Here is a 13,889-nt window from a genome sequence, read left to right on the forward strand (position 1 = left end):
GCTCTCAAAACTTGGTTTGATCGCTGCTTTAGACGGGTCGCGCCTGATCAAGCACCTGCTGACGAAATTTCAGTGGCAGGTCGCCGGGGGTCAGCACCTCGACCGCAACACCCAGCAGGTCTTCAAGCTCAACCTGAAGTCCGCCCAGATCAAAAAGCGTCGTGCCGGGCAGCGGGTCAACCAGCAGATCGAGATCGCTACCGTCCAGATCCGTCCCCAGCAATGCTGAACCAAATACACGCGGGTTGGCCACGCGAAAGCGCCCGATCACTTCGCGGACGGCGGACCTTTGCATGTCGAGAGCAGTAGAAGGCTTCATGACTCACCCTTGGAAAATTCGATGTCGCTGCAGTCTAGCAGTGCGGACGCGCACCAGGCAGCGTGCCTGTTGGCACAGCCGTAACAATATGTGCGCTGCTTGGGTAATACCGCATTCAGGCAAGAATCCACACTCAACCGCTTTTCTGTCAAACACCACTGATCCACTATGAAGCGCCCCCAAATCGAGGGGAACCCACGCTGAAAAGGATCTGAGCATGTTCAAACTCGCAGGACTTACCCTCGTTGCACTGACGCTAAGCGCCGCCGTCCACGCCGATGTCGACGTAAAACTGGGCAGCACCGAGCGCGTCACCCGCCTCTTCGCCTACCCCAACAATTGCAGCGTGATCTGCTTTCGCAACTGGACGCTGGAGCAGACCGTTGCTCACTACCTGAGCCAGAGCGTACAGCGCGATGGTTACGCCGATGCCAAGGTGCTGGTGAAAACCGACAACGATCAGCTCTACGCCGAGATCACCGGAGTGCCGGACGGCTATGACAAGCCGCTGTCGGCGTTGCTCGACGCCGGCGACCTGGCTTATGCCGGCGCCAGCAAGCTGAATGCCGATGGCAAATGGGCCTACAGCTGGTATCTGTTCCTGCCGCTGGGCATGGCTCTGGAAAATCGCAAGAGCGTCGAGTTGCTGCACTTCCCGCCTGACTACTCGCTGACCCAGGCGCAGGACTATCTGCGCTCGAACACCACCGATCGCTGGGCGACGTTGCTGACCGATAACGGCATCCCCGCCGGGCAGACGCCGGCCTATCAGACCATCATCGACATCGCGCCGATCGCCGCGCCGTCCAATGCCGGCGGGGATCTGGAGGACGTCTACGACTACTTCAAGGATTACCAGACCACGCTGGTCAAGCAGTTCAGCCAGACCGCCAGCGGCACGACGCTGCCGATGGTTGCGTTCGGGGCGCCGGTGCGCAACTGGATCAAGGAACAATACGGGCCGACCGTGGGGGTGCTGGGGCTGGCGAGCATCAGTCCGGCCGAAGGAGTGAATGTGCCGGTGCTCGGCTCGAATCATCCGAGCTATATCTGGTACGCCGCCGATCCGAAGAGCTATACCGGCGAAGATACCCAGGCGAAGGCTGACGCGGCGGGCCTGAAAGTCATGGGCCAGGATTTGAGCGCGGCTTGCTGGCAGGCCGGGATGGGCAGCAAACCGGGCAGCGATGCACAGGCCACGCTGAACAGTTGCACACAAACATGGCAGGTGACGCAAAAGGTCAAAACCTGCGAGTTGTTCTATACCTCGATCCGCAACCTCAGCGCTGAACAAGCGGTTGCCAAGTGCGCCACGCCATCGGTCAAGACACAACTGCGACAGCTGAAAGCGCCACTGCCTGCGGCCGCCGTGCCCGCACCAACTCTGTAATCGCTACTGGAGTCCCCCGTGTCAGCCAATGCTGACGCGGGCCAGCGGTGATCGCGCCTGTCAGGTTTGACAGTAGACCGCTACCTTCAATTGCGCGACGCTTGGATCCAATCATGCCTCGCCTGGCGGGGCATGGGCACAACCCGGAGGCAACACTCAACAACAAGGATCGTTATGAACAATCAAGCCATGGGCCGGCACCTTCCACGCGATACAGAAGGCATCTATCCGTTCGCCGGACTTCCGGTGCGACTGGGCTTTCCATCCTGCCAGGACTTTCAGATTATCCACGACGAACGTGGCATGGCCACGGCGGTGGTCGCGCGCCGCGAGTTTCTGCGCATTAGCCGAATGTGCCGGGTTTCCGGGCAATTGCTGCCCTATCGCTGTCGACAGACCCGTCAGCTGCAAACCGGCATCCACGTTTACGATCCGCGCTTTTGCGGGGTGCTGGAACACGCCTGCGACCCGAATGTATTTCTCGACATGAGCGAGTTGTGGCTGTGGGCCTTGAAAGATATCCACAGCGGCGAACATTTGAGCATCGATTACGCATCGACCGAAGACAAACTGCTACGCCAGTTCGCCTGCGATTGCGGCTCGTCGCGCTGCCGTGGGTGGATCACCGGTTACGACGAACCACCCACGCCTGAAGGCCAGCGCTTTTTACAGCGCTGGCGGCATCCAGGCCGTAACTGAACGCCGCGGTTACGGCGCGCCGACCGGACGCAAGCGGTATTGCGGCGGCAACTGTTCGAAACCACTGATGGTGGTATTGAGACTTTTCCAGCGGCCATCCTTGATCCCGTAGATGCAGCCGTGGATCGACAGCGGCTGCCCGCGATGCCAGGCGTTCTGGATGATGCTGGTATGCGCGACGTTGGCCACTTGCTGGATCACGTTGAGTTCGCACATGCGATCGACCTGCTCTTCTTCGGTCGCCAGCTTGGCCAGTTCTTCGCGTTTCTCGTAGTACAGGTCGCGGATCGAGCGCAGCCAGCCGTCGATCAGGCCGAACTGGCGATCCTGCATCGACGCGCGCACGCCGCCGCAGCCGTAGTGGCCGGTGACGAGGATGTGTTTGACCTTGAGCACATCCACCGCGTACTGGATCACCGAGAGGCAGTTGAGGTCGGTGTGCAGCACGACGTTGGCGACGTTGCGGTGTACGAACAGATCGCCCGGCAACATGCCGACGATTTCGTTGGCCGGTACGCGCGCGTCGGAGCAGCCGATCCATAGATATTCCGGGGTCTGCTGGCGCGCCAGTTTGGCGAAGAAGTCCGGGTCTTCCTTGGTGATCGCGTCAGCCCAACGCTCGTTGTTATCAATCAGGTCTTGTAGATCGTGCATGGATAAGGCCTCAAGAAAGATGCGCAGGTTTGATAGACGACCACCCGTCGAAGTCACGCCGCCAGCGCAAGTGTTTTCGTTGGAATTCTCGCGCGCCTGGTGAGTCCACTCAGTAAGGCCCACAGTATGAGGAATTGCCATGACTGATTCACGACGCCCTTATGATGCGGTGCAACCGGAACCCATCGACGATAACGAAGACCGCATGGGCTCGGTGCACGAGCTGGATTTCGACGACGAAGAGCCCAGCGCGAAGATCGGCGATGAGCTGCCCGAGCGTGAACGCGAACAATTGATGCCGGCTGAGCGAGTGCGTGAGGCGGGTATGACCGGGGCTTCGGTGGATGATCATCAGCCGACCGACGACGACCTGAGCCCGGAAACGTTGATTCGCGAGGACGGCGCGCGCGATGCCGATGAACTCGGCGAGGGCAATCCGGCGGATTGGGATTTGAGCGAGGTCAGTGAAAACGACATCGGCGGCGGCGACGGGCTGGATGAGGCGGAACTGGCGGACCTGGATCCGCTGGATGGCAAGCGCTGATCCGCTAACTTGAAATTCGCCCCCTGTAGGAGCTGCCGAAGGCTGCGATCTTTTGATTTTGCTTTGGATCTTACAAAAACAGGATCATAAGATCGCAGCCTTCGGCAGCTCCTACAGAGCCTAATCCACCAAGGTACAGGCCATCACCACCGCATCTTCACGCCCACCCACCGCCGGATAATAATCGCGACGCCGGCCGATCTCGTTGAAGCCATACCGCTCATACAACTTGAAAGCAGCAGTATTGCTGTCGCGCACTTCGAGAAAACACTCGCGAGCCTCAGCCGCGTACGCTCGCGACATCAGATGCTCGAGCAACGTCAGGCCCAACCCCCGCCCCTGATTTTCCGGTTTGACCGTGATATTGAGCAGGTGCGCCTCATCAAGAATGATCTGCACCACGCCATGGCCAACCTGTTGCTGGCCTTCGAACATCAGCCAGATCTGGTATTTGCCCAGGCCATCGAGAAAAATCCCCCGGGTCCACGGATGGCTGTACGCGGCGTATTCGATCTTCAACACAGCGTCCAGGTCCGCCTCGGTCATCGGGCGAAAGGTTACAGCCTCACTCATCGGATTGTTTCCAGCGCGCCATCAGCCGACGCATGGCTTGCCACACAGCGGCCTTGCGCTGTGGCTCTTCCATTAACAGTTCCAGACCGGGAATCGCCCAGGCCAGGCCCAGACCCTCGATCTGCAATTCACTATTGAACGCTTCGGCGTCCGCTTCCCCGGCAAATTTCACCGCCGGCAGGCCGATCAGCCACAGACAGGCGCAGGGCGCCGCTTCCATCTGCACCGAGAGGAAACCCTGCACGAAGTCGCGCGCCGCTTCCGGGCCTTGATCCAGCGTGCCGCGATTGAGCCACGGCCAGCGCACAGGTTCACCGACGATTTGCGGCGCATCCGGCAAACCGGCGGCGCGCAGCATGTCCTTGAGCAGCAGGTAGGCCGGATCGCGACTTTGAAACGCTTCGCCTGTGGGTAACTCGACCAGCAGCAGGCAGCGCCCGGCGCGCAGCAGTTGCAGGGCAAAACGCGGCGGCGGCACTGGCGCAGGCTTGACCACCACCGGCGTCTCGTCGATCTCTTCCACCGGTTTGGCGCCGTTGCGGGTACTGGCCAGCGACGGACGCGGCACCTCGATTTTCGGTCGCTCGGCCTGACGCGCGGCAGGCTGCGCCGGTGCTTCGGCCTGAGGCGCCGGAGCAACCGGTACCTCGAGCTCGGGCTCGGGCATCTCCAGCAGCTCGGGCCGCGACGGTGCGGCGAAAGGCAGTTCGGTACGCGGCAGCCAGTTGACCACCTGCATGGCGTTCAAATAGGCGCGGCGGCGGGACTCGATAAGCAAAGGTCGGCCACTTGTGGATAACGGAAAGTGCGCTGATTCTACCGCCCTTCGCACAAGATCGCTCGCTGTTGATCGATACCCCGCGCTGCGCTGCGCCGCTGCCCTTTGGGCAAAGAATGCGACAGCCCGTCCCGAGAGTGAATCGCCGCGCCTGTGATGCAGTACAATCGCCGCTTTTAATCGCCAACCAGCCGGCCATTCCGATGATCGAACCCAAGCGCGTCTTGCGCGCCCTCGCTGAACACTGGGCACTTCTGGAGCCACTGTGCGAGCACTTCGACCAAGGCACCCTGAGCCTCAACGAACTGCGCACGCAACTGGCCGCCCAACAACTCGACAGCACGCCTCAGGACATCACCAGCCTGCTCGACGTGTGGATTCGCCTCGATATTCTGGTTCCGGTGGCGAAAAGCCCGAACCGTTTCGAGCTCAACGCGCAGATCCACGACTTCCTCGCCTACCTGCGCCGCGAACACCGCCTCGGTCTGTGCCTGGAAATCGAAGCCTACCTGCGTCACCTTGAGCGTCTGGCCGGTTATATCCAGGACGCTTTCGACGTTCGTGACGGCAACGATCTGGCGCGCCAGCTGCGCTTGCTCGACATGCGCGTGCGCGACGTACTGAAGAAACTCGACAACGATGAACAGGCCCTGGTGGCAGTCGCCGAACGGGCGAAGACCAGCGACCGGCAGATTCCGCTGCGTCAGCGTTACGCCGAGGTCCTGGCGACGTGGGACGAATACGTCGAGCCGATGATCGATCTGGTCAACGCCGACGGCGCCTTCGAACAAGGCGTGCGCAAGGTCGAAACCGTGCTGCTGAAGATGCTCAGCGAACAGCAGCGCCTCGGCCATCTGGTCGATGACGACATGCTCCTGCGCACCCACGCACGCATCCTCGAAATGCAGACCAGCGCGCAACTGACCCTGCGTCATGCTCGCGAATTACTGCTGCCGTTGCGTGAAGAAGCGCGTCGGCACAACGCCGTGACCCGTGGCGCCGCACTGGCGCTGGCGGCGATCCGGCGTAAAGGCATCGACGCCGTGCCGCAAGCGGCGATGCCACTGTTCACCCGTCCGCAAAGCACCTTCCTCGGCAGCGCCAGTCAGGTCGAAGCCTACGTGTATGCCCTGGCGCGTTTCGAGCCGAAACCGGCGCGCTTCCCCAAGGCGCACAAAACCCAAAAGGCTGGCGACGCCCCACGTGCACCGCGCACCGTGCGCGAGATGGTCGATCGTTGCGAAGAGTCCCTGCCGATGCCGGACCTGATGACCTGGCTGCTGGAGCAGGAACCGGACGGCGCCACCGACGAATTGCTTTACTGGTTCTCGCGCCTGTCGCGGGAAAAACGCTTCAAGCGCGAGCGTCTGGAACGCCGCGAATACCATACTCACGAGCACCAGGTCAGCCTGCGCTCCTTCGCCCTGCTCTCGGCCAGCGATACCGCCGCCGAGGATTCTGCGAGCATCCCAAATGCATCTTGATCTTTCCGAACTGTCGCAACTGGCGCCGATCTTCCGCGAGTTGTTCAAGGGTTACCACGTCAGCCGCCGTGATCCTGAGCTGTACGCACAACTGTCGAATTTCCAGGACCAGTACCGCACGCTGTTCAAGGCGCTGGGCTTTGAACTGGTCTGCGACACCCGTGGCTTCTACTATTTCGTGCCGGACATGGCCGCCGCAGCGGTGAACAAGACCGCCCAGCGTCTGGCGCTGTTCACCTTCATCCTCGTTGAGCACCTGGCCGATCAGGGCCGCGACCCGATTGCCGTGCTCGACGGCGGCAGTCTCGGCCGCGAAGAATTGCCGTCGCTGCTGGACAAGTACCGCGACCTGTTCATTCAGGCCGAAGTGCAGACCGTCGAAGAACTCGAAGAAAAAATCATGCGCCGCATGACTCAGCTCGGTTTCGCCGGCGAAGAAAACGGTGTCTACCGCTTCCTGCCGCCGATGCACCGTTTCCTCGACGTGTGCCTGTCGGTACAACAGGACCGCGACCTGGCAGCCAGCGTGCACAGCGTATTGCCGTTGCCGGCACCGGTGCTGATCGACGAAGAAGCCGAAGCGAAATTTCTCGAAACCGACGATCCGCTCGACCTTTCCGAATTTGAAGAAGAAAGCGAAGAAGACGCACTGGCCCGCGCCATTGCCGAAGAACAGGAGTCCGATGCATGAGCCAGGAACGCTACGGCATCCGCCGCTTTGCCCTTTTGAACACCGCCGGTTACAGCCTCGGTCTGTTCCCGCTGGAAGAACCGTTGTCGGTTTACGGCGCGAACAACCTCGGCAAGTCGGCGTCGATCAACGCTTTGCAGTTCCCGATTCTGGCGCGCATGTCGGACATGAGCTTCGGCAAGTACAGCCTCGAACAATCGCGGCGCTTCTACTTCGCCTCCGACACCAGTTACATCCTCGTCGAAGTCAACCTGCCCCACGGCCCCCACGTGATCGGCGTGGTCGGTCGCGGCCCGGGCGGCGGTTTCGGGCACCAGTTCTTCGCCTACGCCGGCAAGCTCGACCTGGCGCATTACCAGAAAAACGACACCTGCCTGCGCCAGAAAGAACTGTTCAGCAATCTCGAAAAAGAAGGCCTGAAAGCCTACGAACTCAAGCCGGATGAACTGCGCCGCTTGCTGGTTGGCGGCCACACGTCAATCCCGCTCGACCTGACCCTGATCCCGCTGCGCTCCACCAGCGAGCAAAGCCTGAAGACCTTCCGCGCGTTGTTCATCAACCTGCTGCACATGCGCGAAATCACCGCGGCCAAGCTCAAGCAACTGTTCCTCGATGCCTTCGAACACAGCCTGCGTTCGGGCAGCGTCGATTACATCGCCGCGTGCGAAGAAGCCTTCCGCGATGTGCGGCGCATGGAGCAGGACTACAACTCGCTGGTCGCCGCCGGCCCGTTGGTTGAAGCGCTGGCCAACGGCGTGAAACAGCGCGACGTGCTGCGCGGCAAACTGCATCGCCTGTCGCCGCTGCTCGATTGCTTGCTCGGCACCTGGTCGGACTACGCCACGGCGCGCAAGGAAGAGCTGACCATCCAGGCCGAGCACTACCGTCGCGAGCAGGACGATCTGCAGAACGATCAACGCGGTGGTACTCAGGAACTGATGCGTCTGGAACGGGAAATTTCCGGTATCCAGCGCTGGCTCGGCGAGCTGTCGGTGCTGAAGAACCGCTTCGCCCTGGTCGATGACGTCAAAGTGCTCGAGCAACAATTGCTCGCCGCCAAGGATGCACACGACGAACTGGCCGGTGCCTTGGCGCAGTCGCGTCAGTTCAGCGCCGAAGATCTCGAAGAGCGTCTGCGCGATCTGGAAAAACGCCTGAAGTCGGTGAAGCAACAACTCGATCACGCTGATAACAACAGCTATGCCCGCCTGCGCGAAGAGTTCTCGCAACAGGACGTCGAGCGCCTGATGCGTCTGTTCAACAGCGCGCTGTTCAGCCTGCCGCTGGGCGAACACGGCATCACCCTCGACGAGAACGGTGAGTGGGTGAAATCCGTGGAGCTGATTCTTGATGGCTTCAAGGGCGAGCGCTTCGAAGTGCCGGGCCTGTCGATCGACATCTCGCACATTGAGCCGCCGGCCTTGCAGGCTCTGGCTGACCGCGCCGCGTTGCGCGATCAGAAAGAGCGTCTGGAAAAAGAGCTCAAGCAACTGAAAACCCAGCAGGCCGTGGCCGCCGACCGCGCCGCGAGCAAGACCCAGACCGAAGCGCTGTACCAGCAGGTGCTGGACGCACAGAAGGCGCTGGAAGATTTCCGTCGCACCCAAACCCTGAGCGCCGAAGAAAGCGACAAGCTCGAGCAACTGGCGCAGATGGAAGCCGCGCAGGACGAACTCAAGCGCTCCAGCGATGCGTTCACCGAGCGCGTCCAGCAACTGTCGGCCAAGCTGCAACTGGTCGGCCGGCAGATCGCCGATATGGAGGCCAAGCAACGCACCCTCGACGACGCGCTGCGTCGTCGTCAGTTGCTGCCAGCGGATCTGCCGTTCGGCACGCCGTTCATGGATCCGGTCGATGATTCGATGGACAACCTGCTGCCGCTGCTCAACGACTATCAGGACAGCTGGCAGGGTCTGCTGCGTGCCGATGGCCAGATCGAAGCGCTGTACGCGCAGGTCCGCCTCAAAGGCGTGGCCAAGTTCGACAGCGAAGACGACATGGAACGACGTCTGTCGCTGCTGATCAACGCTTACGCGCACCGCACCGATGAAGCCCTGACCCTCGGCAAGGCGCGGCGCGCGGCGGTCACCGACATCGCCCGTACTCTGCGCAACATCCGCAGCGATTACGACAGCCTCGAGCATCAACTGGCGCTGTTCAACCGCGAGATCAACAAGCGGCAGGTTTCCAACCTGCAGAGCTTCCGCATCGTCCTCGCACCAAACAAGGAAGCACTCAAGCACATCGACCAGATCATCCACAGCGCCGGGCAATATGAGGAAGGCGAAACCCTGTCGGTGTTCGATCTCAGCCAGAGCGCCGAGCAGGACAACAACAACGAAGAGGCCAAGGAATATCTGGCGCGGCTGGTGGCAGCGAACCACAACCAGCTCGGCCTCAAGGACTTGTTCGAACTGGCTTTCGAGATCACCAAGGTCAACGGCCAACCGGTGATCCACACCGACATCGACGGCGCGGCCTCCAACGGTACGACCATGACCATCAAGGCGCTGACCAACATGTACTTGTTGCTGCACTTGATGGATCGCGATCTGGCCGGCCGCGTGCGTCTGCCGTACTACCTCGACGAGGCGGCGGACATCGACGAGAAGAACCAGGCGGCGTTGCTGGAAACCAGTCTGCAACTGGGCTTCGTGCCGATTCTGGCGAGTGTTAAGCCGCAAGTCTGCGCCAGTGTCGCGATCGACCTGGAAGGCGGCAGCGGCCCGGCCGGGATCTACATCGATGAAGCGGACTGGAAGTACATCCGCCGCCATGATGTGGTCAAGGCCACGCTGAATGTGCAGGCGGATGAGCCGGAGCTGGATGCGGTTTGATCGGCTTTAGCTGAAGGCAAAAAGGGCCGCGATCTGCTGGGATCGCGGCCCTTTTTTATGGAGTGGATTTTGTGTTGATTTGGCTGGGCCCTTCGCGAGCAGGCTCGCTCCCACAATTGGAATGCGTTCCCCTGTGGGAGCGAGCCTGCTCGCGAAGGCTATTCAATAGGCGCCACTACTTACCCAGCTGAATCTTCGGCGCCCAGGTCAGCCATTCATCCTCGAATTTGTCGAACAGCGGGAACGTCTGCTCGGCTCGCGCCGGATTGCCCATGCGTTCACCGTCCGGGGTGGCGAAGGCAATGCCACCCTGAATCAGCGTCTCCAGCGATTCGGTGCGCACCGTCACGCCTTTGAACAAGCCGTAATCGAAGCCCACGCCGCTGGTATTCCAGAAACGGCTGCCGCTGCGCACCAGAGGCGCGTACTTCGGCTCGATCAGGATGTGCACCAACACACGGTCAGCTGTCTGGCCCAATTCATAACCGGTCACCTTTCCGACGGTGATCTCACGGTAAGTCACTGGTACGCCGGGCTTCAAGGAACCGCGACGTGCGGCGCTCAACACCAGACTCAGACCCGCTTCTTGCCTGGTGACTTCCGGCGCTTCGGCCAAGGCAACGAAGTTCTTCTGCGGGCCGAGATTCTTCGCCGCCGGCTGGACTTCGATGTATTTGCCGGTGACCAGCGTTTCCAGATTCTGCGTCTTGATCAAACCCAGTTCCGGCTTGACCACCCAGAATTGACTGCCGACTCGCGCAATCTTCTCCGGCACTTCGGTGATGCGAGCGGTGAGGATCACCGACTGCATGTCGTCGGTCAGATCGACGCTTTCAATCTTGCCTACGTCCAACCCCTTGAAACGCACTGGCGTACCGCTGCTCAAACCGTCGGCGCGATCGACTTTGATGGTAACGACTGCACCTTTCTTGTTCGCCTCATCGTGATCGGCGAACAGACGGAAGCGCGGGATACGTTTCTTCAACGGCGCATTGGCTTGTGGGGTTTCGAAGGCAATACCACCGGCCATCAGGGTTTGCAAAGATTCACTTTTGACCTGAATGCCGCCGGTCAAGCCACCCGTGAGGGTAATGCCGCTGACATTCCAGAAGCGCGTCGAGGCGTTGACCAGGTTTTCGTATTCCTTCTCGATGTGCACGCCGATGACCAGCTGCTTCTTGGTTCGGGAGAACTGGTAGCTCTGCACCGAACCGACCTTGACCTGCTTGTACAGAATCGGACTGCCGACATCGATCGAGCCCAGCGAATCGGTAAACAACACCAGATGCAGGCCTGGCGAACGCAGGTCCAGCGGTGGTGCTTTCGGTCGCGCCTCGAATTCGCGTTTCGGCGCAGCGCCTTTGTCGCCCGGACGCACGGCGATGTAGTTACCTTTCACCAGCGCTTCCAGGCCGGTAATACCGGCAAGGGATATCGACGGTTTGACCACCCAGAACTGCGTGCCCTCAACCAGATAGTCTTCGGCCAACGGATCGAGGGTCAGCTCGGCTGTTGCACTGTTCAGGTCCGGATCGACTTTGAGCGCTTTCAGGTTGCCGACCTGAATGCCTTTGTACATCACCGGCGTGCGACCGGCTTGCAGGCCCTCGAAATCGCTGAGTTTGACCTTCACGCGAATCCCGGCAGCGGCAGCGTCGAAGTCTTCATAGAGACGGAATGGCAGGCTCGGATCGGTCGCCGGACTGTCCTTGCGATTCTCCGGCGTCGCGAACGCGATACCACCGGCGACGATACTAGCCAGGGATTCACTGCGCACTTTCACGCCGGACAGGTTAGCGTCGATGCTGATGCCGCTGGCGTTCCAGAAACGAGTATGTTTGCGCACCAGTTTGGCGTAGGTCGGCTCAATGAACACCTTAAGTTCAACGGTGCTCTGATCCTCGGACAGCACGTAGCTTTTGACCTGACCGACCTTGATCTGTTTGTAGAACACCGGGCTGCCGCGATTCAACGAGCCGAGGCGATCGGCCTTGATGGTCAGGTGCAGACCGGGCTTGGCGTCGGACAGCGGCGGCTCTTCGGCCAAAGCCTTAAACTTGCGAACCGGCTCGCCTTCACCGGGACTGATGGCGACATAGTTACCCGAGACCAATGTTTCCAGACCGGTGATACCGGCCAGGGTCACGCTCGGTTTGACCAGCCAGAACCGCGTGCTGGTCTTCAGGTACTGCTCAACATCCTTGTTCATCTCGATGGTGGCGATCACCCCTTTCGAGTTGCCCTCATCGTCGAGCTTGAGCGTCTTGACCTTGCCGACCGGCATGCCTTTGTAGACCACTTCAGTCTTGTTGGCCTGGATGCCTTCGCCGCTTTCGAAGCGCACCTGAATCTCGATACCGGTCTCGGAATAAGCACGCCAGCCGAGCCAGCCGCCGATGATCAGCGCGATCAGAGGCAGCACCCAAATGGCCGACCAGTTCGAAGCCGGTCGGGTTTTCGCTACAGGCAAATCAGTCATGGTCGTCGTCCGACTCCGTGTTATCCCAAATCAGTCGGGGATCGAAAGTAACTGCGGCGAGCATCGTCAGAATCACCACAGAGGCGAAGGCGACGGCGCCCAGATTGGCTTCGACACTGGCTATCCGGCCGAAGTTGACAACCGCCACGAGAATGGCGATCACAAAAATATCGAGCATTGACCAGCGGCCAATGAACTCGATGAATCGGTACATCCAGATGCGCTGACGGGCCGACAATGGCTGCCGACGCTGCACGGAAAACAGCAACAACGCGATGCCGACCAGTTTGAACGTGGGCACCAGAATACTGGCGATGAACACCACGCTTGCGATCGGAATCATGCCGTGCTGCACCAGTTCAATCACGCCGGACATGATGGTGCTCGGCTCACCCTGGCCCAGAGAGCTGACCGTCATGATCGGCAAGACGTTGGCCGGAATATAGATAATGGCTGCCGTGATCAACAGCGCCCAGGTGCGGGTCAGGCTGTTGGGGCGGCGAGCGTGAACCTGCGCGCCGCAGCGGGTACAGCTCTGCTCATCGACGTCAGCTTCCTGCTTGTTCAGTTCGTGGCATTCGGTGCACACCAGAATGCCCGCATCAATCGCCCGCATGGGCATCCTCTCCTGATAATGCCTGCCAGATCTGATGCGGTGACATCACCACCTCCAGCCAGACTTGCACCAATAACAAGCCAATGAAACATGCCAGTCCGAGGCCGACGGTGATTGCTGCCATATCCGCCAGCTTCACGATCGCGACGAGGACGCCCATGAGGTAGACCTCGAGCATGCCCCAGTCCCTAAGGTGGTGGTAAATACGATAGAGCAGCAAACCGTAGCTTCGGCCGACATCGAAACGAATCGTCAGTAACACAAACAGCTGGCACAACAACTTGAGTAACGGTATGGCCATGCTGCAAAGGAAGACGACGATCGACACACCTTGCATGTCGGTGCTGAACAGGCCGACTACGCCACTCCAGACCGTATCCTGCGAGGATTGCCCGAGGATATTGAGTTGCATGATGGGTAAAAAGTTTGCCGGCACGTAAAGTAATAACGCGGCAATCACCAGGGCGAGGCTGCGCTGCACCACGTTATGGCGATGGGCGTACAACTCATAACCACAACGCGGGCAGAGTGCTTTCTCACCATGGGCAAGTGTCGGCTTGCGCATCAGCAGGTCGCACTCGTGGCAGGCTATCAAGTCTTCCAGCGGTAAATCTGACAGCCCGGGGGCGTCAACCGATTCTGACATACAGGCTCTGGCTCCGATAAAGATGGGGCTATTCTAGTGTTCTGCTTCGAAAATAACTGTGCAATTTTGTTCGCCATAGCGCTGAAACTTTCTCGCAGGCAAAACAAAACCCCAACTGCTTTCGCAATTGGGGTTTCGGAATTTAATCTTGACGATGACCTACTCTCACATGGGGAAAC

General features: G+C 60.1%; 13 protein-coding genes. 6 read left to right on the forward strand and 7 right to left on the reverse strand.

Annotated elements, in window-relative coordinates:
- Positions 1 to 28: 28 nt before the first annotated feature.
- The gene (locus AC0Z5Z_RS23060; protein ID WP_071173590.1) at positions 29 to 319 is read right to left on the reverse strand and encodes a nucleotidyltransferase family protein; all 291 of its coding nucleotides are present in this window, start codon (positions 317 to 319) and stop codon (positions 29 to 31) included.
- A gap of 217 nt (positions 320 to 536) precedes the next feature.
- Between AC0Z5Z_RS23060 and AC0Z5Z_RS23065 the strand changes: the two genes are divergently transcribed.
- On the forward strand, positions 537 to 1,709 hold the full coding sequence (locus tag AC0Z5Z_RS23065) for a hypothetical protein (protein ID WP_485611689.1): 1,173 nt from the start codon (positions 537 to 539) through the stop codon (positions 1,707 to 1,709).
- A 174-nt stretch (positions 1,710 to 1,883) separates the two neighbouring features.
- Complete coding sequence (locus tag AC0Z5Z_RS23070; protein ID WP_110646141.1) at positions 1,884 to 2,408, forward strand: SET domain-containing protein-lysine N-methyltransferase; 525 nt, start codon at positions 1,884 to 1,886, stop codon at positions 2,406 to 2,408.
- A 9-nt stretch (positions 2,409 to 2,417) separates the two neighbouring features.
- Here AC0Z5Z_RS23070 and can read toward each other — a convergent pair whose 3' ends face one another.
- The gene (gene can / locus AC0Z5Z_RS23075) at positions 2,418 to 3,062 is read right to left on the reverse strand and encodes a carbonate dehydratase (RefSeq protein WP_039761245.1); all 645 of its coding nucleotides are present in this window, start codon (positions 3,060 to 3,062) and stop codon (positions 2,418 to 2,420) included.
- A gap of 139 nt (positions 3,063 to 3,201) precedes the next feature.
- Between can and AC0Z5Z_RS23080 the strand changes: the two genes are divergently transcribed.
- Positions 3,202 to 3,606 carry a serine kinase/phosphatase gene (locus tag AC0Z5Z_RS23080; RefSeq protein ID WP_252878893.1) on the forward strand — a complete coding sequence of 135 codons (405 nt, stop codon included), beginning with the start codon at positions 3,202 to 3,204 and terminating at the stop codon, positions 3,604 to 3,606.
- A 120-nt stretch (positions 3,607 to 3,726) separates the two neighbouring features.
- Here the strand turns inward: AC0Z5Z_RS23080 and rimI are convergent, their stop codons facing one another.
- Both rimI and AC0Z5Z_RS23090 read right to left on the reverse strand, forming a co-directional pair.
- Positions 3,727 to 4,179, reverse strand: a complete 453-nt coding sequence (rimI, locus tag AC0Z5Z_RS23085) for a ribosomal protein S18-alanine N-acetyltransferase (protein ID WP_039761243.1) — start codon at positions 4,177 to 4,179, stop codon at positions 3,727 to 3,729.
- Complete coding sequence (locus AC0Z5Z_RS23090) at positions 4,172 to 4,918, reverse strand: energy transducer TonB (protein WP_485611691.1); 747 nt, start codon at positions 4,916 to 4,918, stop codon at positions 4,172 to 4,174. Before AC0Z5Z_RS23090 ends, rimI begins: the two co-directional genes overlap by 8 nt.
- Positions 4,919 to 5,160: 242 nt before the next feature.
- Here AC0Z5Z_RS23090 and mksB point away from each other — a divergent pair, with 242 nt between their 5' ends.
- Genes mksB through mksF form a run of 3 tightly spaced genes read left to right on the forward strand, consistent with a single transcriptional unit; the run spans position 5,161 to position 9,969 of the window.
- Complete coding sequence (gene mksB, locus AC0Z5Z_RS23095) at positions 5,161 to 6,441, forward strand: Mks condensin complex protein MksB (protein WP_160768349.1); 1,281 nt, start codon at positions 5,161 to 5,163, stop codon at positions 6,439 to 6,441.
- Positions 6,431 to 7,132, forward strand: coding sequence for an Mks condensin complex protein MksE (mksE, locus tag AC0Z5Z_RS23100; protein WP_016773189.1), 702 nt, complete (start codon positions 6,431 to 6,433; stop codon positions 7,130 to 7,132). The genes mksB and mksE overlap by 11 nt, the downstream gene beginning before the upstream one ends.
- Positions 7,129 to 9,969 carry an Mks condensin complex protein MksF gene (gene mksF / locus AC0Z5Z_RS23105; protein WP_485611690.1) on the forward strand — a complete coding sequence of 947 codons (2,841 nt, stop codon included), beginning with the start codon at positions 7,129 to 7,131 and terminating at the stop codon, positions 9,967 to 9,969. The genes mksE and mksF overlap by 4 nt, the downstream gene beginning before the upstream one ends.
- A gap of 175 nt (positions 9,970 to 10,144) precedes the next feature.
- Here mksF and AC0Z5Z_RS23110 read toward each other — a convergent pair whose 3' ends face one another.
- Genes AC0Z5Z_RS23110 through AC0Z5Z_RS23120 form a run of 3 tightly spaced genes read right to left on the reverse strand, consistent with a single transcriptional unit; the run spans position 10,145 to position 13,710 of the window.
- The gene (locus tag AC0Z5Z_RS23110) at positions 10,145 to 12,448 is read right to left on the reverse strand and encodes a PqiB family protein (RefSeq protein ID WP_041480022.1); all 2,304 of its coding nucleotides are present in this window, start codon (positions 12,446 to 12,448) and stop codon (positions 10,145 to 10,147) included.
- Positions 12,441 to 13,064, reverse strand: coding sequence for a paraquat-inducible protein A (locus AC0Z5Z_RS23115; RefSeq protein ID WP_071173597.1), 624 nt, complete (start codon positions 13,062 to 13,064; stop codon positions 12,441 to 12,443). The genes AC0Z5Z_RS23110 and AC0Z5Z_RS23115 overlap by 8 nt, the downstream gene beginning before the upstream one ends.
- Complete coding sequence (locus tag AC0Z5Z_RS23120; RefSeq protein ID WP_056790348.1) at positions 13,051 to 13,710, reverse strand: paraquat-inducible protein A; 660 nt, start codon at positions 13,708 to 13,710, stop codon at positions 13,051 to 13,053. The genes AC0Z5Z_RS23115 and AC0Z5Z_RS23120 overlap by 14 nt, the downstream gene beginning before the upstream one ends.
- Positions 13,711 to 13,889: the final 179 nt, after the last annotated feature.

It is taken from the genome of Pseudomonas sp. 1L-E-NC-VB-C3 (assembly GCF_057291535.1).

Coding starts and splice junctions, on each gene's coding strand:
- can (WP_039761245.1), bottom strand. CDS start 3,062: ATGCACGATCTACAAGACCTGATTGATAACAACGAGCGTTGGGCTGAC.
- AC0Z5Z_RS23065 (WP_485611689.1), top strand. CDS start 537: ATGTTCAAACTCGCAGGACTTACCCTCGTTGCACTGACGCTAAGCGCC.
- mksF (WP_485611690.1), top strand. CDS start 7,129: ATGAGCCAGGAACGCTACGGCATCCGCCGCTTTGCCCTTTTGAACACC.
- AC0Z5Z_RS23090 (WP_485611691.1), bottom strand. CDS start 4,918: ATGCAGGTGGTCAACTGGCTGCCGCGTACCGAACTGCCTTTCGCCGCA.
- mksE (WP_016773189.1), top strand. CDS start 6,431: ATGCATCTTGATCTTTCCGAACTGTCGCAACTGGCGCCGATCTTCCGC.
- AC0Z5Z_RS23110 (WP_041480022.1), bottom strand. CDS start 12,448: ATGACTGATTTGCCTGTAGCGAAAACCCGACCGGCTTCGAACTGGTCG.
- AC0Z5Z_RS23070 (WP_110646141.1), top strand. CDS start 1,884: ATGAACAATCAAGCCATGGGCCGGCACCTTCCACGCGATACAGAAGGC.
- AC0Z5Z_RS23080 (WP_252878893.1), top strand. CDS start 3,202: ATGACTGATTCACGACGCCCTTATGATGCGGTGCAACCGGAACCCATC.
- AC0Z5Z_RS23115 (WP_071173597.1), bottom strand. CDS start 13,064: ATGCGGGCGATTGATGCGGGCATTCTGGTGTGCACCGAATGCCACGAA.
- rimI (WP_039761243.1), bottom strand. CDS start 4,179: ATGAGTGAGGCTGTAACCTTTCGCCCGATGACCGAGGCGGACCTGGAC.
- AC0Z5Z_RS23120 (WP_056790348.1), bottom strand. CDS start 13,710: ATGTCAGAATCGGTTGACGCCCCCGGGCTGTCAGATTTACCGCTGGAA.
- AC0Z5Z_RS23060 (WP_071173590.1), bottom strand. CDS start 319: ATGAAGCCTTCTACTGCTCTCGACATGCAAAGGTCCGCCGTCCGCGAA.
- mksB (WP_160768349.1), top strand. CDS start 5,161: ATGATCGAACCCAAGCGCGTCTTGCGCGCCCTCGCTGAACACTGGGCA.